This is a genomic window from Natronorubrum halalkaliphilum, from assembly GCF_009834785.1.
Lineage (GTDB): Archaea > Halobacteriota > Halobacteria > Halobacteriales > Natrialbaceae > Natronorubrum > Natronorubrum halalkaliphilum.
In genome coordinates, this window is record NZ_WUYX01000070.1 from 1 (window position 1) to 21610 (window position 21610).

17 protein-coding genes and 1 pseudogene are annotated in these 21610 nt (G+C 65.2%); 14 read left to right on the top strand and 4 right to left on the bottom strand.

The genetic code is table 11. The features are described 5' to 3' along the window. Positions 1-362: 362 nt before the first annotated feature. Positions 363-545, bottom strand: coding sequence for a DUF7501 family protein (locus tag GS429_RS19475; RefSeq protein ID WP_160067317.1), 183 nt, complete (start codon positions 543-545; stop codon positions 363-365). Positions 546-812: 267 nt separating this feature from the next. On the opposite strand from GS429_RS19475, the gene GS429_RS19480 reads away from it, so the two are divergent. Then, entirely contained in the window at positions 813-944 is a 132-nt protein-coding gene (locus GS429_RS19480) for a rubrerythrin-like domain-containing protein (RefSeq protein WP_160067319.1), read from the top strand. Between the two features lie 85 nt (positions 945-1029). Continuing rightward, positions 1030-1416, top strand: coding sequence for a cupin domain-containing protein (locus GS429_RS19485; protein WP_160067321.1), 387 nt, complete (start codon positions 1030-1032; stop codon positions 1414-1416). 53 nt (positions 1417-1469) lie between these two features. On the opposite strand, the gene GS429_RS19490 is transcribed toward GS429_RS19485, so the two are convergent. Continuing rightward, positions 1470-4859, bottom strand: coding sequence for a disk-shape morphogenesis protein volactin (locus GS429_RS19490; RefSeq protein WP_160067323.1), 3390 nt, complete (start codon positions 4857-4859; stop codon positions 1470-1472). A gap of 142 nt (positions 4860-5001) precedes the next feature. Here GS429_RS19490 and GS429_RS19495 point away from each other — a divergent pair, with 142 nt between their 5' ends. Next, positions 5002-5343, top strand: coding sequence for a hypothetical protein (locus GS429_RS19495; protein ID WP_160067325.1), 342 nt, complete (start codon positions 5002-5004; stop codon positions 5341-5343). A 143-nt stretch (positions 5344-5486) separates the two neighbouring features. Here GS429_RS19495 and GS429_RS19500 read toward each other — a convergent pair. Both GS429_RS19500 and GS429_RS19505 read right to left on the bottom strand, forming a co-directional pair. Continuing rightward, positions 5487-6524 (bottom strand): annotated as a pseudogene (locus GS429_RS19500) (NAD(P)-dependent alcohol dehydrogenase). Between the two features lie 58 nt (positions 6525-6582). Continuing rightward, positions 6583-7833: a M20 family metallo-hydrolase gene (locus GS429_RS19505; protein WP_160067327.1), complete on the bottom strand. Its 1251-nt coding sequence runs from the start codon at positions 7831-7833 to the stop codon at positions 6583-6585. 110 nt (positions 7834-7943) lie between these two features. Here GS429_RS19505 and GS429_RS19510 point away from each other — a divergent pair, with 110 nt between their 5' ends. The 11 genes from GS429_RS19510 to GS429_RS19560 all read left to right on the top strand — a co-directional run. Then, the gene (locus tag GS429_RS19510) at positions 7944-8405 is read left to right on the top strand and encodes a dCTP deaminase/dUTPase family protein (protein ID WP_160067329.1); all 462 of its coding nucleotides are present in this window, start codon (positions 7944-7946) and stop codon (positions 8403-8405) included. 373 nt (positions 8406-8778) lie between these two features. Next, the gene (locus GS429_RS19515; protein WP_160067331.1) at positions 8779-10602 is read left to right on the top strand and encodes an alpha/beta hydrolase family protein; all 1824 of its coding nucleotides are present in this window, start codon (positions 8779-8781) and stop codon (positions 10600-10602) included. A 382-nt stretch (positions 10603-10984) separates the two neighbouring features. After that, positions 10985-14533, top strand: a complete 3549-nt coding sequence (locus tag GS429_RS19520) for a molybdopterin-dependent oxidoreductase (protein ID WP_160067333.1) — start codon at positions 10985-10987, stop codon at positions 14531-14533. A 16-nt stretch (positions 14534-14549) separates the two neighbouring features. Further along, on the top strand, positions 14550-15749 hold the full coding sequence (locus tag GS429_RS19525; RefSeq protein WP_160067335.1) for a 4Fe-4S dicluster domain-containing protein: 1200 nt from the start codon (positions 14550-14552) through the stop codon (positions 15747-15749). Positions 15750-15751: 2 nt separating this feature from the next. Then, the gene (locus tag GS429_RS19530) at positions 15752-16564 is read left to right on the top strand and encodes a TorD/DmsD family molecular chaperone (RefSeq protein ID WP_160067337.1); all 813 of its coding nucleotides are present in this window, start codon (positions 15752-15754) and stop codon (positions 16562-16564) included. A 137-nt stretch (positions 16565-16701) separates the two neighbouring features. Continuing rightward, complete coding sequence (mobB, locus tag GS429_RS19535; RefSeq protein WP_160067339.1) at positions 16702-17223, top strand: molybdopterin-guanine dinucleotide biosynthesis protein B; 522 nt, start codon at positions 16702-16704, stop codon at positions 17221-17223. A gap of 89 nt (positions 17224-17312) precedes the next feature. Continuing rightward, positions 17313-18266, top strand: coding sequence for an extracellular solute-binding protein (locus GS429_RS19540; RefSeq protein ID WP_160067341.1), 954 nt, complete (start codon positions 17313-17315; stop codon positions 18264-18266). Between the two features lie 20 nt (positions 18267-18286). Next, a complete protein-coding gene (locus tag GS429_RS19545) occupies positions 18287-19099 on the top strand; it encodes an ABC transporter permease (RefSeq protein ID WP_235920872.1) in 813 nt (270 codons plus the stop codon). A gap of 134 nt (positions 19100-19233) precedes the next feature. Beyond that, the gene (locus GS429_RS19550) at positions 19234-19902 is read left to right on the top strand and encodes a helix-turn-helix domain-containing protein (RefSeq protein ID WP_160067343.1); all 669 of its coding nucleotides are present in this window, start codon (positions 19234-19236) and stop codon (positions 19900-19902) included. A 201-nt stretch (positions 19903-20103) separates the two neighbouring features. Then, the gene (locus GS429_RS19555; protein ID WP_160067345.1) at positions 20104-20871 is read left to right on the top strand and encodes an enoyl-CoA hydratase/isomerase family protein; all 768 of its coding nucleotides are present in this window, start codon (positions 20104-20106) and stop codon (positions 20869-20871) included. A gap of 113 nt (positions 20872-20984) precedes the next feature. Further along, positions 20985-21610 (top strand): PRC-barrel domain containing protein (locus tag GS429_RS19560; protein ID WP_235920865.1); only part of this gene is annotated, 626 nt, incomplete at its 3' end.

Below are 21610 nucleotides of genomic sequence, written 5' to 3' on the forward strand. Positions count from 1 at the left end.
GACCCCTGCCGACAAAGCATATCTCCACCGTAGATCGCCCCCTACGAGATACTAACGAAATCAGCTGGGGCTAAACACGTACGGGAGCGCGAAGACGGAAGGGGCTTCGAGTCCGGGTGAGCTACGGGGGAGTCGAACAGGCATATCTACTCGCGAGCGACGGCGATAGTTCTCGTTTCTCCGTTGCGGTCCGGACAGGACTCGAGCGATCCACCGTGACTGGCGACGGTCGCTAAACGATCGATGGCGGACCGACGGTCTGACCGCTCGCAAGCCTCGAGTACGGAAAAATGATGAAAGGAGATTCTATGGAGTTCGGACGGTGATACTGTTCGGAACAGTACCCGTCCGATCGACGGAACCTAGCCCGACCATTCGCCGGCGAGGTCGCTGGCGATGTTTTCTCGCCAGTGTTCGAACCCGGCCTCGCAATCGGCGTTCTCGTCGATGTGATCGATGAATCCAGCACCCGGCGACGCGAGCTCATCACCACAGAAGGGGCAGGTGACGGTGTCGATCCAGTCGGTCGTGGTGTTGATCGCCATGTGTGTTAACAACTACCACATTTTCGCACATAAGTTTACTCGACTAGGATCTAGGTGACCACGGTGGAATATAACCACCCTAGTAGGGAGACAGCGAAGGTCGGCTACAGCGTGAACTGCTCGGGGTCGAGCCCCTGAGATGAGCTTGACCCAACCTGAAAACGTCCGTCACGCTGAATTCGACGCTCTCGGAGCCAGTTTCTCGGACGACGAACCGGGCGATTAACTGTGAAAAGAGTTAACACGGGCCACCATCTAGAGAAACGTATGTCCGTCGCCGAGCCACTCGAGTACGAGTGTGTCGCGTGCGGCCGCCGAGAGACGGTCGCGGACGCGCTCGTCAGCACCTGTCGGCGATGCGGGGGCGAGATGCGAAACGTCGAGTTGATCCGGGAGTAGTCGAGTCGTCGCTCGTTGCACGCAGCGCCCACCCTTGCGAGCGGCGCCACCGGTTTTTTTGCCGCCGTTCGTGGAACGGCGACGCATGTATTCGATGGTCGAACTCGAGAACGTCGAGCGACGAGAACTCGATCTGGAAAATCCGACACTGCTCCCGGTCGGACTGGAGCTTCGGCCCGAAAAGATGCGACCGAGCGTCTGGCACTACGAACAGGGTGAGGAAAACGCCTATCACCGGCAGGATCAGCAAGAGGAGCTGTACGTCGTCCTCGAGGGCACCGTCGACGTCACCGTCGAACGAGACGACGAACGCGACGTCGTCGCACTCGCGAAACACGACTTCCTCGTGGTGCCACCGGAGTCGTGGCGACAACTCAAGGCGGTCGAGGAGAGCGTCGTCTTGGCCGTCGGCGCACCGAACGTCAAAGACGACGGGATTCTCGAGGACGACGCCGGAGGGGCGGAATCCTAGCAAAGTCTTCGCGAGGACGACGACACGACCGCTCTGCGGAAAAAGCGAGGCAGCTACTGTCCGACCGAGACCGCAACGGCGATCAACGCGAGGCCAAGGATCACTGCGGCGGCTCCGAGGACGACGTTACCGGTGAGTACGAGGCTCGAGCCGGCAACGATACCGGCACCACCGCCACCCGCGGCGGTCGGAGTGACGAGCTCTGACACGTCGCTCGCCGTGTCCCGTTCTCGAGTCTGGGAGCGGTCCCGTAGCTCCGCAACCTCCGCCCGGAGTGCCTCGAGTTCGTCGTCCCTGTCCCCGTTCGACGATCCCGGTTCGACCCGCGATTCGACATCGCCGAGTCGCTCCTCGAGCGTCGAGAGTCGTGTCGTCGCCGATTCCACGGTCGACTCGTCGGGCACATCCTCGAGCGTCGCTGCCAGGTCGTCGACCGACGCCGCGAGCGAGTCGAGTCGGTCGTCGTGTTCGGCGAGTCGATCCGTTTGGTCCTCGAGACCGGCCGCGTGATCGCTCGTTCGCTCATCGATCCGCTCGGTGCGCTCGTCGAGGGTGTCAACGCGGTTTGCGAGGTCGTCCACCCGTTCCGTCCGAGCGGCGTCGGACGCGTCCTCGAGTTCGCGTTCGAGCGTTTCGATGGCTTCGGCGGTCTCAGCGGACTCCGACCGAACCGACCGGAGATCGTCCTCGAGCGCCCCAACGGTCTCCCCGAGCGTCGTAACGGTGTCTTCGGCCACTGTCGTTTCGTCGATCGTCGTCACCCGCTCGTCGAGGTCGCCAACCGTCTCTGTCACCCGTTCGAGATCGGCATCCAGCGATTCGACGCGGTCAGTGAGCGTCGCTTCGACGTCCGCAATCGTCGATTCGACGCCTTCCACTCGATCCTCGAGACTCTCGAGGTCGTCCGCGACGCCGTCGATATCCCCCGTTATCGATTCGACCGTCTCGCGAGTCTCCGCGAGCGAGTCGGCGAGATCCGCGACTCGCTCTTCGCCGACGCCGTCGGCCTCGAGACTATCGACCGTCGCTTCGAGGGCCGAGACGTCGTCGGCGATCGACTCGCTGGCGTCCTCGAGTCGAGTCTCGAGTTCGCTCGCCGTCTCCTCGAGTCGCTGCTCGAACGTGTCGTCGAGCGAACGGACCTCGTCCTCGACCGTCCCGAGATCGGTTTCGAGGTCGTCGACCGTTTCCACGAACGCCGCTCGTTCCTCGAGGCCGGCGAGCGTCTCCGAGACCGTCTCGATGGAATCCCCGAGTTCGACGAGTTCCGCTTCGAGAGCCGCAAGTTCGTCCTCGAGGTCATCGACTCGCTCGCCGTCGGCCGTCGTCGACTCGAGGGCATCGATCGTCACCCGGGCGCGCTCGAGGTCGGCTTCGAGGTCGTCGGCGCGGTCGGTCATCGATCCGCGGACGGTCGTCAGATCCTCGTCCAGCGTTTCGACCCGGTCGTCGACCGCCTCGAGTTCCGTCTCGAGATCGCCGATTTCGTCGTCGATCGTTCCCTCGAGCGTTTCGACTTCCTCGTGGACGGTCTCTTCGAGCACGCCGAGCTCCGCTTCGACAGCGTCGATATCGTCACCGACCGCCGACTCGAGGTCGTCGAGGTCGTCCGCGAGTTCTTCGCGTTCATCTTCGGCTCGCGCCGCGTGCTCGTCGAGTTGGTCGGAAACACTGCCGATTCGGGTCGCCTGTTCCTCGAGTCGGCTGGCGAGGCCGTCGGCTCGCGTTCCGATCCGGGCTATCTCCTCGTCTATCCCCTCGACGATCTCGTCGAGTCGTGAGATCGACTCCGAGACGGTCTCGAGATCGGCCGCCGAGGCCGTTTCCGTTTCCAGTGTCTCCAGATCCGTTCGCAGCTCCTCGAACCGGGCATCCAGCGTGTCGGTCCGATCGGCGACTCCCTCGAGATCGGTCGTGAGAGCCGCGATTTGATCCTCGAGCGCCGCTCGCTCGTCCGTCGTCGCCTCTTCAAGCGCGTCGAGGTCCGTTTCCACCGTTTCCAGGTCGTCCGTCAGTTCAGTCTCGATCGTCTCGACGTCGGCCTCGAGATCTGCAAAGGCCGCCGACAGGGATTCCAGTTCGTCTTCGAGGGTGTCGACCGTCTCGTCGCTCGCGTGGGTCTCGCTCTCGGCTTCGAGGTCGGTCAGGTCATCGGCGAACGTCTCGAGGCGTTCGTCGAGGTCCGAAACCGTCTCGATCGTGGCCGCTCGCTCCTCGATGTAATCGAGTTCCTCGAACGCGGACTCGAGGTCGCTCCGGACCGACTGGATCTCCTCGTCGCGGTTGGCGAGACGGTCGAACAGCTGGTCGATGGCGTCGTTGGTTCGAGTGGCGTCTCCGTCCTCGGTCCCGCCGAGCGCGTCGTCGTCGAACGCCAGCGTTTCGCCGCTCCCGCCGGCGGTCTGGGTCACCGTCGTGGACGAGTCATCGGCAGTACTGTCACTGCCGTCCGCATCGGCCGACGACCACGTCACGGCGTCGTAGGCGTCGACGTCGTCTTCGGCCGCCGCGAGCGCGCCTCGGGCGGCGCTTTCTGCGGGGTCGTCGGCGAGTCGGACGCCCCGGACGGAAAAGGGCAGCGGTGCGGCGTCGAACCGACCGCCGAGGAGGAACTCGAGGCCCTCGACCGCACCGGAGCCGGCGACTGCGATGGGGACGCTCAGTCCGTCCTGAACGTCGCCCTCGTCGGCTTCGCTCTCGATCGCGTCCGCGAGTTCGCCGATCAGCTCGTCGTGGGCCTGTGCGAGCGCGCTTTCGACCTCGCCCGTCGCGGCGTCGGGATCGAGCGTGAACTCCTCGAGGACGGCCGCGACGTCGGCGGCCTCGCGTCCGGTTTCGGCGGCTGCCCGCTCGACGACCCAGTCGCTGCCCTTCGCGAGCGAGAAGGCCATCGCGGGCACGCCGTAGTACCCGAGCGCGACGCTCGTCGTCTGCGTCCCGAGACAGATTCCGAGGCCGGTGTAGTTGTCGTCGGCGAGCTGGTCGTAGACGACGGCAAATCCCCTACTGATCGGCGTCGCGCCGACGCCGCGGTCGGCGAGCACCGCCGCGACGGTCTCGCGGTGGGCGTCGGTCGGCTCCGCGGCGTCGACCAGCGTTCCCGGCGTCGTATAACAGAGCCGCTCGTCAGCCGAGCCGTCGCCGTCGAGAACGTCCTTGACGAGCGCCTCGAGCGCCGGTTCGACGTGCTCGCCGACGCCGAGAACGCCGTTCGAGAACAGTGACTCGGTCGTCCCGTCCCCGGTCGTCCCACGTTCGCTAGCGGTCGCGCCGACCGCGTACGTCGCGTCGCCTCCCTCGACGAACACCCCGTCAGTATCACCGCCCCCGGTCGCGTCGTCCGCCGAGACGACGACCGGCGGTACCGATTCGATCGCCGTCCCGTCCGGCGCTTTCGACGCCAACCGGATCGCCCCTGGTCCGATGTCGAGACCGTGTCCCATGAACAGGCGAACTCGGAGTCCCCTCTTTGAGCTTTGGTCCCGAATACCAGAACTGAAAATCAGTTGGCGGCGTTCCTCCCTCGACGCGGTCACGTTCGCCTGCCGGCACCTCGCTTTTCGCCCTCGGTACCGACCAGTGGGTATGGGACACGAACGTCAGCTCGAAGCGGATCTCGAGGCGGCGATCGGGGCCGTTCGACGGCCCGACGACGACCTCGATATCGAGCAGGTGAGTGAGTACCTGCTCACCGAAGACCGGATCAATCGCTACCTGATCGGACTTCAGGACGACTGTACGCGGGCTTCGTTTTACTGTACCGCGACTCGATCGATCGCGTACAAGCCGGTCGCGGGCGAGTCGCCGTCGAAACTGGTCGACACCGTGACGGGAGTCGCCAATCGCGAGCAGCTTCGGGATTGGATCGTCGATCAGGAGTGGTCGTGGATCCATCCGCGCTACCGGTGGCTGCTCGAGCCAGAGTGAGGTGGGGTTCGAGACGCTCCGAAAGCCGAGACGCGATACAGCCCCGATCGAGGCTAACGTGGAACGTACGCGTCTCGTCGATACCAACCGAGCCCGTTGCCGTCGATGATCCACCCCTCGAGGATCCGGACGGATCCGGTGTTTCAGGGTGTGATCACCGCCCGTCCTTCGATCTCGCCGTGCTCGAGTCGCTCGGCGACGGTGTTGATCTCGTCGAGCGAGTATGTCGACGTCTCGAGTTCGACCGCACCGTCGTCGACGAGCGCGACGAGTTCCTGCAGTTCGGGGTACGTTCCGACGAGCGTGCCGCGGTAGCTCATCTCGCCGTCGACCAGGGTCTGGGCGGGTTCGTGGACGTGGCCGCCGTAACCGATCACGTGGTGGTCGCCGCCCGGAGCCAGAACGTCCGGTCCCAGCGCCGTCGTCTCGTCGCTGCCCACGAAGTCGAGTACCTGGGAGACACCCTCGCCGTCGGTGAGGTCGTCGACGACGCTCGCGACGTCGTCCTCGCTCGAGTTCACCGCGTAGTCGGCTCCGCAGTCTTCGGCCAACTCGAGGGGCTCGTCCTTGATATCGACCGCGACGAGGTCGGCCGCGGACATCGCGTCGAGCACCTGCAGCCCGATGTGACCCAGTCTGCCGATGCCGACGACGACGCAGGCGTCGCCCGGTACGAGTTCATCGACGGCCTTTTTCGCCGCGTGATAGGCCGTGATCCCGGCGTCGGCGTGGGGTGCGATCTCGACGGGGTCGATCGACTCGAGCTTGATGACCGACCGTTCACCCGTCCGCAGGTATTCGGCGAACCCGCCGTCGGTCGTCAGCCCCGGGAACGAGACGTTCTCGCAGTACATGTCTTCGCCGAGCCGACAGGGACGACAGACGCCGCAGGTGATGACCGGGTGGCAGAGAACGCTATCGCCCACGTCGACGGTCGACACCTCGTCGCCGACTTCGACGACGGTGCCGGCGTTCTCGTGGCCGAGCCTCATCGGGAGTTCCTGTTCGACGTAGTCGGTCTACAGCCCCTCGATGACGTGGTTATCGGTCTGGCACCAGCCCGCGCCCTCGATTTCGACGACGACGTCCCGCGGCCCGTCGGCGCCGGGTCGATCCACCTCGTCGATTTCCAGGGCCGTTGCCATCTCCTCAGTGTACTCGTGGAGGCGTGCAGCTTCCATGGCGGCGGTCGCTACCACGACGGCCGCAAAATAGCTGTGGCCGCGGTGACCCTTTCCCTCACTCCTTCGAGAGCCGCGCCAACGCCTCGGTGAGCACCCGGGTCGCCGTCGCGCAGTCGTCCCAGTCGGTCCACTCCCGCGGCGTGTGCGAGAGCCCGTCTCGAGACGGCGCGAAGAGCATTCCGGCGTCGGTAACCCGCGAGACCCGCATCGCGTCGTGTGCCGCTCCGGAATGCAGCGACCGTGCGTCGACCCCCGCGGCGTCCGCGCCGGCTTCGAGAGCGCGTTGACACCGCTCGGTCATCGGCGCGGGATCGACGTCGAGTTCACGAGTGAACGACGTCTCCACGTCGCGGTCGGCCGCGATTCGCTCGAGGCTCCGGGAGGCCCGCTCGAGCAGCGCCGCCATCGTCCCGGCGTCGGCGTCGCGAATATCCACGCCGAGTTCGACCGCGCCGGGGACCACGTTCGTCGCGTTCGGCGCGACCTCCGCCTTGCCGACGGTCGCGACCGCCGTGTCCTCGCCGGCCGACGCGCGTTCGCGCCCCGCTCGCTCGAGGTCCAGAATAAACTCGCTCGCCGCGGTCAGCGCGTCTGTGCGGTCGCCCATCGCGGTCGTTCCCGCGTGATCCGCCTCGCCAGCGATTTCGGCGGTCGCGTGAACGATCCCGGTGATCGTCGTCACGATCCCGACGGGGACCGCTCGCTCCTCGAGGCGCGTGTCCTGCTCGATGTGGAGTTCGAGGAACGCGTCCCAGGCCGCGGCGTCGAGGACGCCCTCGCCGCAGTAGCCGATCGACTCGAGGGCGTCCTCGAGGCTGGTTCCCTCGCCGTCGGTCAGTGCGAGCGCGTCGTCCGCGTCTCGAGCCCCGGTCGCTACTGACGAGCCGAGCAGCCCCCCGCCGAACCGCGTGCCCTCCTCTTCGGTGAAGCAGACGACCGCGATCGGTCGGGCGGGGTCGAACCCGTCCGCCTGCAGCGCGCGGACGGCCTCGAGAGCGGCGTACACCCCCAGCGGCCCGTCGAAGATACCGCCCTCGGGGACCGAATCGAGGTGGCTTCCGGCCGCGACGGGCGCGGCGTTCGGGTCGGCGCTGGCGGGCGTCCACATCCCGACGACGTTCCCGACGGCATCGACCTCGACATCCAGCCCGGCGTCCTCGAGGCGGTCGACGAAGCGATCTCTGGCCCGTCGATTCGCCTCGGTTCCCGTAAGAACGGTCCGGCCGCGTCCGTCCGCCGATTCGACCGCGCCGTAGCTCGCGTTCGCCTCGATATCCGCTCGAAGTCGCTCCTGACTGACGTCCATAGGTCGCGGTTCGCCCGCCAGCCCGATACCGTTTCGTTCTTCGGCGGGCCGCAGACGGGACGACGCGGCGGCATATTTTTTTGTCGCTCCGGATCGTCATTCAGCTCGAAATGTCCGCCGACACTCCCCTCGCCGAGGTCGTCGACAACCTCGTGTACGAACCCGCACAGGTCCACGAGCACGGCATCGATCTCACCGTCAGCGCGATTTACGAGGTCGCCGGCCCCGGCCGCCTCGATTTCGGCGGCGACGAACTCAAGGACGCCGACCTCGAGCCGGTTCCCACCGACCTCCGCGATCCCGACGACGAGTACGGCTGGTGGGATCTCGAGGGCGGCCAGTACGTCATCCAGCACAACGAGTTCCTGACCGATCTCGAGGAGCCGCTCCAGCTCCAGCCACGAAACGAACTGCTGGCTCGGGGCGGCTCACACCCCTCGGTGCTGGTCGCGTCGCACCTGCCGCTGATGCCGCTGACGGTCGCCGAAGGCGGCTTGCGGATCAAAGAGAACGCTCGAGTATCGACGTTGATTTCGGCGGGGCTCGGTTCGAACCGGCACGGCGAACAGTAACGGGACGATTTTGTTCGGTATCGGTGGAATCGACGCTCGCGATCGACCGTGGAACCGCGAGCGCGCGAAGAAACAAATTGATCGGAGTCCTATTCCTCGGTCGCGGAGTCATCCGCGGCTGCGCTCGCAGCTTCCATCCCCGTAAACAACCCGTGGACGGTGAAAAATAGCCCACCGACGAAGAGGATGCCGAACAGCAAAATCACAGGAACGGTTACGTCTGGCCCCGATGCGCTGAGATACAGTACGTAGCAAAATACGAGGCCGGAAACCACTTTCGCGGTGTGTTTGATATATTTCACAACGAGTACCGTCTTCCCGAATACATACTTATTAGTGTGTTTTTCTCCCAGACTGACAAAGTGGTAGCACGATGGACGAACCCGAGAATCGGCGACGAGAGACCGGACCGACCCGCGACGCGTCGCGCCGACTGGTGCTCGCGATCGGAATCGGCCTGCTCCTCGTCGCCGGGGGCACGCTGCTGGCGACCTGGACGACCACCGGCGGCGACGTCGACGTTCGCGAGACGACCATCAAGACCGAGTCCGGCCTCGAGCTAGCCGGCACGGTCTACGAACCCGACGGTGCGAGCGCCGACGATCCCGCGCCCGCGGTCGCGTTGTTCCACGGCTACACGGGAACTCAGGGGACGATGTCGTCGTTCGCGATCGAACTCGCCGATAGGGGCTACGTCGCGGTCACCGTCGACCAACCCGGCCACGGCGACTCCGATCCGCCGGCGTTCGAGGACGGCTGGGGCGGCCCGGCGACGCTCGAGCACACGCGCTCGCTCGAGGTCGTCGACGAGGATCGGGTGGCGATGGCGGGCCACTCGATGGGCGGCTTCGCATCGCTCGCGGCCGCCGACGAACATCCGGACGGCTACGAATCGATCGTGCTGATCGGCTCGACGTGGGGGCCCATGGAGGGCGTCGACGGAGTTCCCGAGGCGAACGAAACGGTCCCACGGAACGCGGCGGTCCTCTTCGCGCCGTACGACGAGTACAGCCCGGCGATGTGGAACGAGACGGTACCCGGCGACGTCAACGAGGGCGAGAAACTGGCGCGCGCCTTCGGGACCGAGCCGCCGGTCGAACCCGGCGAGACCTACGGCAGCATCGAGGACGGCACCGCGCGGACCTACACTGCGCCGCCGACGATCCACACCGGGATGCACCGATCGACGACGGCGGTCGGAGACGCCCTGGAGTGGATCGAACAGACGATCGGCGAGTCGGAAACGGGGGAAACGGCGACGGCGTCGCCGGACGACCAGCGCTGGTACTGGGCCTCGATCGGCCATGCGATCGCGCTCGTCGGCGGACTCATCGTCGCGGTCGGAACGGCCGCATCGGTATGGCGACGGTTGGGTGCCGGTAAAACGGCTGCCGTCGGCGATTCTGGCGTCGAGACGAGCCCGCCGACCTCGTCGCCACCTTCACGATCGACGCTTCTCGGCCTCTCGCTGGTGCCGGCGCTGACGATCTATCCGCTGTACGCGATCGGAACCGCCGTCGTTCCCGTGACGCGACTCACGCATCAGGATCTCACGCACGGGTATGCCGTCTGGGCGCTCGGCACCGTCGCGGTCGCCGGCGCGGTCGTCCGCTGGCGTCACGGCGGCCCGAATTGGTCGTCGCTTGAGGCGCTCGTTCCGGTTTCGACTTCGGATCGGCGCCACGCCGGTCGATCCCTCGCCGCCGCGGCCGCCGGCTGCCTCGCGCTGTACCTCCTCGCAACGCTCGTCGACGCCGTTCCCGGTGGAGCCCTCAACGCCTGGGTCGTCGGCTTCGTTCCCCTGTCGCCGCTTCGGTGGATCTCGGCCGCCGTCTATGTCCTTCCGTTCACGGCCGCCGCCGTCGGCTTCGCGAGCGGCCTGGACCGGACGCTGGACGCGAGCCGATCGCTGCCTCGAGCGCTCGGACGCGGTCTCGCCCTCACCTGCGGCGGACTGATCGTCTTCCTCGCGGTCCAGTACGTCCCGCTTTTTCTCGGCTTCGGGATGCCGCTGCCGGAGCTTGGACCCCTGGCGATCACGACGATCAATGCGACCGGACTCCTCGCGACCGCGACGATGGTCACGATTGCTGTGACGCGTTTCGCGGACTCGCCGCTGGTCGGCGGACTGGTGACGGGACTGCTGGTAACGTGGCTGATCGTCGGCACCGGACCGATTCCGATCGCGCCGGTCTAGGACGCGACTCGCGCCCGTCGCGAACACCGGTTGGGCTCTACTATGCCGTTCTACTGGCCCGCTCGAGCCGCCGACACGAACGGCTTCCCGCCGGCTCGTGAGGTGCGAACGGAGTCAGTTCGGGGTTCGACCGTCTACTGCAGCGACCGTTCGCGTCGTTCGCGGCGGGAACTCGCGAGGGGGTATAAAGACCCACTATTGGGAGGATTTCGGCCAGAGCGTCCCCAACTCGCGGGAACAGCCGGTCTTGGTTAAACCATAGAGGACACAGCTTCGTCTGTGATGGAACACGGACAACCCACGACCGCCCGGCGCTGTCCGCACTGGCGGGCGACGGCATCGCCCTCCGACTATCCCCCCGTTGTACGAGTGAGGTGAACCAATGAGTAAGACAGACGACGAAACGAACGAAACGCAAGGCGACGGACTCAACCTGACCCGACGAGAGCTCGGCGCGGCGGCGGCCGGCGTCGCCGGCGCGTCCGGACTGGGACTGCTCGGATTCCGACGGCTGACCGGCGAAACCGAAACCGACGCCGACGACGGCCCGCTGAACCCGTTCGAGCAGTACCCGAACCAGGGCTGGGAAGACCACTACCGCAACGTGTGGGAGCCCGACTCCTCCTACATGCTTACGTGCCAGCCAAACGACACGCACAACTGTTATCTCGAGGCCTCCGTCAAGAACGGCGAGATCACCCGTCTCGGCCCCTCGATGGGCTTTGGCGATGCGACCGACCTCGACGGGAACCAGGCGACCAAGCGCTGGGATCCGCGGGTCTGTAACAAGGGCCTCGCGATGATCGAGCGGTTCTACAGCGACCGTCGCGTGAAAGCGCCGATGGTCCGCGAAGGGTTCCTCGAGTGGTACGAGGACGGCTTCCCCCGCGAGGCCGATGGCTCGATGCCCGAGGAGTACGCAGAGCGCGGTGAGGACGACTTCATCGAGGTCGAACACGACACGGCCTACGAGATCGCCGCGGAGACATTCCTCGAGATCGCCGACCAGTACAGCGGCGACAGCGGGATACAATCCCTGCTCGAGCAGGACTACGACGAGAAGGTCGTCGAGCAGACCCAGGGCGCTGGTGTGCGGTCGATGAAGTTCCGCGGCGGGATGCCGCTTCTGGGCCCGATCAAGCTGTTCGGACAGTACCGCAACGCCAACTCGATGGCGCTGCTCGACAACTACGTCCGCGGGACGGGCGAGGACGACGCCCTCGGTGCGGTCGGCCTGGACAACTACTCGTTCCACACCGACCTGCCGCCGGGCCACCCGATGGTCACCGGCCAGCAGACGGTCGACTTCGACCTGGCCAACGTCGAGTACGCCGACCACGTGATCCTCTGCGGGATCAACTTCCTGACGACGAAGATGGCCGACTGCCACTGGCTGACCGAAGCCCGCCTGAAAGGCACCAAGGTCACGGGCATCTTCACCGACTACAACGCGACGGCCTCGAAGTGTGACGAACTGACGATCGTCCGTCCGGCCACCGACTCCGCGCTGTTCCTCGGTGCCGCCCGAATCCTCATCGAAGAGGAGCTGTACGACGAGGACTTCGTCCGGAAGTACACGGACCTCCCGATGCTCGTCCGACTGGACGAAGGCGAGTTCCTGCGTGCGAGCGACGTCGACGAGAACCACGAACTCGCCGACCTCGAGAAGACCGCGACGGTCGCGGACGACAGCGACCGCCCCGGCGTCGATATCACGGATCTCGACGAGCAGGTTATCACCGACGAGATGCGCGAAGAGTGGGGCGACTTCGTGGTCCGGGACGACGAGACCGGACAACTCGAGGCCGTCACCCGCGAGGAGGTCGGCGACGAGTTCGACGTCGCCGCGACGCTCGAGGGAACCTTCGAAGTCGAACTGGCCGACGGGGAGACCGTCGAGGTTCGTCCGGTGTTCGACCTGATCAAGGAACACCTCGTCGGCACGTGGGACCTGGAATCGACCTCGGACGTTACCGGCACCGCGCCCGAAGCGATCGAGAACCTCGCACAGGACCTCGCCGACAACCAGGAGGAGACGCTCATCCTGACCGGGATGGGGCCGAACCACTACACGAACCAGGACCTCAAAGACCGAGCCGCGTTCCTGGTCGCCTCCCTGACCCAGAACGTCGGGAGCTTCAGCGGCAACATCGGCAGCTACGCGGGGAACTACCGGGCGGCGTACTTCAACGGCGTCTGGCAGTACACGCAGGAGGATCCGTTCAACCCCGAACTCGACCCCGACGAAAGCGCGGAGGTCGACGGCCGGTTCGACATGCAGTCGGCTCACTGGTACGCCAACCTCGACGAGCCGCTGAAAGTCGAGGGCGAGTACTTCCAGGGCGACTCGCACATGCACACGCCGACGAAGTCGGTGTGGATCGCCGGCTCGAACTCCTTCCTCGGCAACGCGAAGGGATCGTACAAGATCATCGAGAAGGCGCTTCGAAGCGGCCGAATCGAGGCGTTCTTCTGTAGCGAGTGGTGGTGGACGATGACCTGCGAGTACTCGGACATCGTCTTCCCGGCGGACTCGTGGGCCGAACACAACGTCCACGATATCACGGCCTCCGTGACGAACCCGTTCGTCATCACGATGCCGGAGTCCGGAATCGACCGGATCTACAACACTCGCAACGACGCCCAACACTACAAGGGCGTCGCGGAGAAGCTCGCCGAAATCACCGGCGACGATCGGTTCAACGACTACTGGCAGTTCATCGACGAGGACGAGTACAAGGCCAAACCGTACCTTCAGCGGATCCTCGACCACTCCAACATGACGAAGGGGTACGACGTCAACGAACTGCTGGACGACGCCGAGGACGGGACGCCGGCGCTGATCATGTCCCGGACCTACCCCAAGTACGTCGGCAGCCGGCAGATCCAGGACGACGAGCCCTGGTACACGAAGACCGGCCGAATGGAGTTCTTCCGGGAGGAAGAGGAATTCACGCAGGCCGGAGAGAACATTCCGGTCCACCGCGAGCCGATGGACGCGACGCCCTACGAGCCGAACGTCCTCGTCGACGACAGCGACAGCCCGGTGATCACCCCCGATACGCCCGACGACCTCGGCTGGAGTGATACCAGCGCCGACGACACGAAGGCTCGCCAGGTCCGGAACGTGATCAAAACGCCCACGGAACTGCTCGACTCGACCCACCCGCTGTCCGACCTCGCCGAGGGCTACGACTACATCTACATGACGCCGAAGTACCGCCACGGGACCCACACCTTCGCGAACTCCCTCCCGAACATCGCGGTCTGGTGGGGCAACTACGGCGACATGCACCGCGAGGACCAGCGGATGCCGTTCTACGGCGAGGGGTACATCGAGATGAACCCCGACGACGCCCGCGAGGAAGGGTTCGCCGACGGCGACTACGTGTGGGTCGACGCCGACCCGCAGGATCGTCCGTACCCCGGCTACGATCCGGACGACGACGAGGGCGACTACTCCCGTGCGCTGATGCGACTGCGCTACCAGCCCGGGCTACCGGAGGGCGTCACCCGAAGCTGGATGAACGTCAACCAGACCTCGCACAAGACCTACGAGGCCCAGGAAGAACGCGACGACGGAATGGCCAAGGCCGAGGACACGGACTACGTGTCCCTCTACCGCAGCGGCGGCCACCAGAGCGCGACGACGTCGTTCTTCCGTCCGACGAGACTGACCGACAGCATGCCTCGGAAGGATATGGCCGGCCAGAACATCGGCGAAGGGTTCGCGGCGGACGTTCACTGTGCCAACGGCGCGCCGAAGGAGGCGTTCGTCAAGATCGAGAAGGCCGAAGACGGCGGCATAGACGAGGACGGCGAACCCGACGGCGAGTGGGGTCCCAACGAGAAGGGGATCCGACCGGCCAACGAGGACGATCGAATGCAACAGTACCTGAGCGGCGGCTTTGCGAGCGAATCAGACGACTAACACGAGGTGACCACAAATGGCAGAAGTTTACAATTGGCAGATCGGACGCGAGATGGAATTCCCGTACGCTGAGTCCCGACCGGAGAAGCAGTGGGGCGCAGTGTTCGATATCAACAAGTGTATCGCATGCCAGACATGTACGATGTCGTGTAAGACGACGTGGACCCACGGCGAGGGCCAAGAGCACATGTTCTGGAACAACGTCGAGACCAAGCCCTACGGCGGGCACCCGATCGGCTGGGATACCGAAATCTTAGACCGGCTCGGCACCCAGAACTGGGGCTCCGACGGCGTCTACGAAGGCGACACGATCTTCGAGACGAACGACGTCGACTGGGACGACATGCTGATCGACGACGAACTCGGTAACTTCCACGGCGAAGATATCGAGGGCTACCGGCCCGACGATCAGGACTGGGCTCACCCGAACATCGGCGAAGACGAGCCGGCCGGCGAATCGTTCGAGTCCGACACCCACATCGCCGAAGAAGAGGAGACCCACCCCATGTGGTTCTTCTACCTCCCGCGGGTGTGCAACCACTGCTCGTTCGCCGCCTGTGCCGGTGGCTGTCCCGTCCAGGCCGCCTACAAGCGCAACGAAGACGGAATCGTCCTCATCGACGAGGACAGCTGTCAGGCGGCTCAGGAGTGTGTTCGCGCCTGCCCCTACGGGAAGTCCGTCTACAACCCGGCCGAGAGCAAGTCCCAGAAGTGCGTCGGCTGCTACCCGAAGGTCGAACAGGGAATGGTCCCACAGTGTTTCGAGAACTGCCTCGGCAAGATCCGCCAGCACGGCTGGGTCAACCCGCCCGAGGAAGCGGATCCGGACAACCCGATCGACTTCATGGTCCACGAGGCCGAAGTCGCGCTGCCGCTGTACCCGCAGCTCGGCCTCGAGCCCAACGTCTACTACGTGCCCCCGATCAACGTCCCCACGGACTACCTCTTCCAGATGTTCGGTCCGGGCGTCGAGGAGGCCAAGGAGACGTACAAGGCGGCCCGTCGCGGCGACGAAGAACACCGCAAGCTGCGCGGACTGCTCCACCTGATGGGGTCGACCGAGTGGCGTATCGAACAGTTCGAAGTGACCGACGAGGAAGCGATCGGCTACGACGGAAGCGGCTCGACCGTCGCCCGCGTCCCGATGGAGGAACCGCAGTACCAGCGCGAACACTTCGACGCACAGAACAACGCCTACCGACTCGACGTGACATAACGATGACGACCGAAACACACGTCCACCGCGCACGACTGTACAAGCTCGCGTCGCTGGCGTTCGACCGCCCCGACGACGAACTCGAGGCGGCGCTCGTCTCTGGCGACTTCACCACCCAGTTGCTCGAGTCCGCCGATGCGCTCGCGGACGACGAACTCCGCGACCGCGCCCAAAAAGTCGCCGAGACGGCGCCGACCGATCCGGCGGCCGTCGACGAGCGCTACTCCGACTGGGCGACGCTGTTCGGCTTCGAGAAGGGCGGCGAGATCCAGCAGTATCAGATCGAGTACAGCCCCGGGACCCTCGTGACCAGCACGGACACGCTGGCGGATATTTCGGGGTTCTACAAGGCGTTCGGCCTGTCGCTCGCGGCGGAGAACCGCGAGCGAGCCGATCACCTCTGCCTGCAACTCGAGTTCCTGTCGCACCTGGCCCTGCAGACGGCCTACCTCGACCTCGACGGGGACGAGTCCGGCGTCGACATCGTCACCAACGCACAGGGCGACTTCCTCGAGGACCACCTCGGTCGCTGGATTCCGCGGTTCAACGAGACGGTCCAGGACGAAAGCCACGTGGCGTTCTATCGCGCTCTCGCGGCGCTGGTCGAACGGCTCGTCGAGATCGACGCCGACCGGTTTGACGCCGATCCCGACGTCTTCGCCGAGACGCCGCCCTCTCCGACGGAGCAGTTCATCAACGACGACAGCGACGGCGGCGACTTCCGCTGTGGAACCTGTGGTACGACTCCCTCGCCGACGGGCGATCAGGAGCCGGCCCAACAACTGCCCATGGGCGATCGAGACGGCCCGTACTGATCGGACGAGGCGGACGGTCGCCCGTCTCCGCTCGAATCAGTACGGGTCCGGCCGACCCGGCCCAACTCGAGCGCGGTCAGTGAAGCCGCCACGCGCGGTCGAACGAATCTTGTGTCCAGCGCCCTGAAAACGCCGATATGAGCAACGAATGGCCACTCCGCGTCGTCTGTCTCGCCGGCGCGAGCGACTCGGGAAAGACGACGCTCGTGGAGACGCTCGTGCCGCGTTTGGCCGAGCACGGCCGCGTCGCGACCGTCAAATCGATCCACCACGATATCGAGATCGATACCCCGGGGACCGACACCCACCGCCATCGGAGCGCAGGTGCCGAGACCGTCGTCGGTATCACCCCCGAACTCACCTTCGACATCACCACGCGCGGGAAACGGAACCCGCCCGACACGCCCGACGGGACCGACCTCCTCGAGTCCGATAACCCCGAGCTTCGGGCGCTCGCGAACACCCTCGGACGCCTGCGGAACCGGGAGTACGCGTTCGTCGTCGTCGAGGGGTTCTCCGCGGCACCCCTGCCGACGATCCTCGTCGGAGACCGCGACCCGGCTACGGTCGGCGGTGAGATCGTCGGCCGCGGCGCGGACGACCCGGACGACCTCGCGGCGACGATCCGCGGGCTCGAACCGCTCGGGGTTCACGACTAATAGTCTCTTCTCGAAACGTTACGTGGTTACGTTCCCACCGAGCCGGAACCAGACATAGTTATATTTGTGGCAGCGTTCGAAGTGTGCGTATGCACACTCACGACGGCACGTCCCGAGCGAACCGTGACACCCGTCGGGAATTCCTCGCCGCGGCGGGCGGTGTGACCGCCGGAATCGTCGCCACCGCGGGCTGTCTTGGGACGTCAGACCGCGTCCGAGTTCTCTCGGCCGGAAGCCTCGCCGTCGTCCTCGAGGAACACGTCGGTCCCGCCTTCGAGTCCGAGACGGGGATCAGCTACGAGGGAGAGTATCACGGCTCGAACATCGTCATGCGGATGATCGAGGACGGGACCAAACATCCGGACGTCGTGGTCAGCGCCGATGTCGAGCTGTTACGGGATCGGCTCTATCCCGACCGCGCCGAGTGGGACCTCGAGTTCGCGGCGAACGAGGTCGGCATCGTCTACAACCCCGAGACGGAGCTCGGGGCGAGACTCGAGGCGGACGAGCCGTGGTACGAGGTCTTCGCCGACGCCGACGCGGACGAAATCGCGATCAGCGACCCAGACCTCGATCCGCTCGGCTACCGGGCCGTCCACCTGTTCGAACTCGCCGAGCACCGGTACGGTCTCGAGGGATTTCGCGAGACGATGCTCGAGCGAACCTACTGGGAACCGAACGAACCGCAGTTGCTCACCGGTATCGAGGCCGGCAACCGGGCCTGTGCGGTCGCCTATCGGAACATGGCCGCCGATCACGATCTCCCCTTCCGTGCGCTGTCAGACGCGTACAACTTCGGGAATCCCGAGTACGCCGAGGAGTACGCCGAAGCGAGCTACACCACCGAGGATGGGTATTCGACCGTCGGAACGCCGACCATCTACAACGCGACGGTTCGAACCGACGCTGACAACCCCGAGGCCGGCCGCGAATTCGTGTCCTCGCTCGGCACAGCGTCGTCGCTGCTCGAGGCACACGGCCTGCGCGTCGGCGACTCGCTGCCGCGGGGCAACGGCGACGTACCGGGGGCGATCGAGTTGTGACCGATCGCGACTCGCCCCCCCTGGCGAACTCGAACCGGTTCGGAAGCGGCCTCGAGCGTCTGTCCGGAAGCATGGCCGTGCCGGCGCTGTTGGGCGCGGTGTTGCTCGTCTACTTCGTCGTTCCGTTCGTGGTCTTCTTTCTCCAGATCGGATCGGTGGACATCGTCGACGGCCTCGCGGATCCGGGGACTCAGGCCGCGATTCGGACGTCGCTGGTAACGGCACCGGTCTCGACGGTCATCGCGACGGTCTTCGGCGTCCCGCTCGCGTACGTCCTGTCGCGGACGTCCTTTCGCGGCAAACGGCTCGTCGAGGCGGCGGTGTTGCTGCCGCTGGTGTTGCCGCCGATCGTGGGCGGCGTAATGTTGTTGACCCTCGTCGGCCGCTACACTCCCGTCGGCGCCGCGGCCGCGAGTCTCGGCGTGCCGCTGACCGACAGCTATGCCGGCGTCGTTCTCGCCCAGACGTTCGTCGCCGCGCCGTTTCTCGTCGTCACCGCCCGTGCCGGCTTCGACGGGGTCGACAAACGACTCGAGGAGGCCGCCCGGACGATGGGGTACGGCCCCTTCGAGACGATCCGACTGGTATCGTTACCGCTGGCGCGAAACGCCATCACCGCTGGGATCGTCCTCACGTTCGTCCGAGCAATCGGGGAGTTCGGTGCCACGATGATGGTCGCCTACAACCCGCGGACGATGCCGACCCGAATCGAGGTCCTCCGAATCTCCCACGGGCTCGAGGCGATCGTCCCGATTGCGCTGGCACTACTGGTAATTACGATCGTCGTCGTCGTCGCCGTTCAGTTCCTCGTCGGGACGCCGCGGCGCCACTGACGGGCTGAACTCGCCGCTGTCATCAACAGCCGGCTTGCAAAACCAATCACTGCCCGTGTAATTCGGTTTTATCGCTGCTAATCTCTTTGGAAGTGGGGTTATGGGGATCCTCGGTGTATCATTGGGTGAGACTCATGACATCGATCGCAGACATCGAGATTCCGGCCGACGGTACGGGAACCGGCGAACTCTTCGGAGCCGTTCCATCACTGACCTGCGAGATGGAGCGGGTGATCGCCTCGAGCGGACACGGTCTCTGGCTGTCAGGGCCGTCCCAGGAGGCAATCGAGGAGGCGCTCGACGAGGCCAGCGCGATCGGCGCGTACGCACAGATCAGCAGCGACGACGACCGCTGGCTCTACGACATCGAGTTCGAACCCGATACGGTCGATATCTTCGAGGTCATCCTCGAAGAGGGCGGAACCGTCTTGTCGGCCTCGGCCTCGAGTGGCACGTGGCTGCTGAGCATCCGGTTTGCCGACCGCGAAAGCGTCAGCTCGCTGTACGACCGCTTCGATGACCAGGGAGTTACACCGACGATCGTCCGCCTGTTCGATCTCGCGGAGGAGACCAACTCGCAGTGTGGACTCACGGCGAGACAGTACGAAACGCTGGTCGCGGCGATCGACCACGGCTACTTCGAGATCCCTCGCGAGGTCTCGATGCAGGAACTGTCCGAGGAACTGGGGATCTCCCACCAGGCCCTCTCGGAACGGCTCCGCCGGGCCTACCGCGCCCTCGTGACGTCGGAGCTGAACGTCTCCGAAGACGAGACCGTGGCACCGCCGATGCCGTCGGACTGAACCGCTGACGACGACAGCTGACAGCCGGTATCCGGTACCCGGTAGCCGTCATCTCGGTCTCGAATCGACGCGGCACCCGGCCGCGGCCTGACTCGATGTTTTCCGCCGGGCACATCGTACCCACCCGTGGGTCCCGATCTCGATCGGTGCATCGAACCAGGAACGAGTATCGTTTTAACTCGGGCAAGTGACTGTTCGGCTATGAACGTCGACAGTGACGACGGCATTCTCCGGATCGCCTTCGATCGACCCGACGCGCTCAACGCGATGACGAGAGAGATCGCCACGACGCTGGCCGAGACCATCGAAGACGCAACTGTCGAGGAGTACGATGCGATCGTCATCACGGGCGAAGGCGACGCCTTTAGCGCCGGCGGCGACATGCAATCGCTGGCACAGGCTCCCGAATCGACGCGAGACGCGTACGAAACGGTCACCGACAGTTTCGGTCGCACCGTCGAGGCGATGCTCGAGTGTCCCGTCCCGATCGTCGCGAAAGTCAACGGCGACGCCGTCGGTGCCGGACTGGCGATCGTCGCTCTCGCCGATATCGCCTACGCCGCCGAGGACGCGACCTTCTCCTGTGCGTTCGTCCGCATCGGCTTGATTCCGGACACCGGCGGCACGTTCATGCTGCCGCGCATCATCGGCCTTCGGGCCGCGAAGCAACTCGCCTTTACCGGCGAGTTCTTCGGCGCCGACCGAGCGGCCGACCTCGAACTCGTCAATGAGACGGTCGCCGCCGCCGACCTCGACGACCGAGTCGAGGAAACCGTCACGCAACTTCGAAATCGGCCGACCGAGATCATCGGGGCGACGAAACAGGCCATGCACGAGAACATGGCTCGTCCCTGGTCGGAGGCACTCGACTACGAGAACCTGCTGCAGGTACAGGCGCGGACGTCGGACGCCCACGAAGAGGGAGTCGCCGCCTTCCTCGAGGGCCGGGACCCCGAGTTCGAGACGTAGTCGGTCGCTGACCCATCGGTTTTCGATTCTGTACGGCGGACCTGTCACGACTCGAACCGCAAGCCACCGCAAGCACCACCATCATCCATTTGTTCGCCGTCTAGTATATCGCAATGTCCCCAGAGTTCACTGACGACGACATCGGCAAAACTGTCGTGAACGCGAACGGCGACGACGTCGGCCTCATCGCGGACGTCGAACACGGTACCGCACACGTGGAACCGGATCCCGGGATCACGGACACGATAAAGGCGAAACTCGGTTGGGGTGGCACCGACGACGATACATACCCACTCCAGGAGGGGTCGGTGTCCCGGGTAACGGACGATGCAGTGCACCTCGAGAGCGACCTGTCTGGGAGGGGCACCGGTGGCACGAGCACTACCGGCGGTACGGAGACTGACACGACCGGAATGAGTGACACGGATACCGGCACCGGTACCGGTGCCGGGACAGCAACCGGTGCTGGCGCCGGCCCCGGGACCGATACCGGCACCGATCGCACGGATGACGACCTCATCGGTGACGACGATGACGGGCTGATGGGAGACGATGACGATGGTCTCACCGACGACGATGACGGGCTAATGGGCGACGACGACGGTCTCACCGACGACGATGACGGGCTAATGGGAGACGACGACGATCTCATTGGTGACGATGACGATGGTCTCACCGACGACGATGACGGGCTAATGGGAGACGACGACGACGATCTCATCGGAGACGACGACGATGG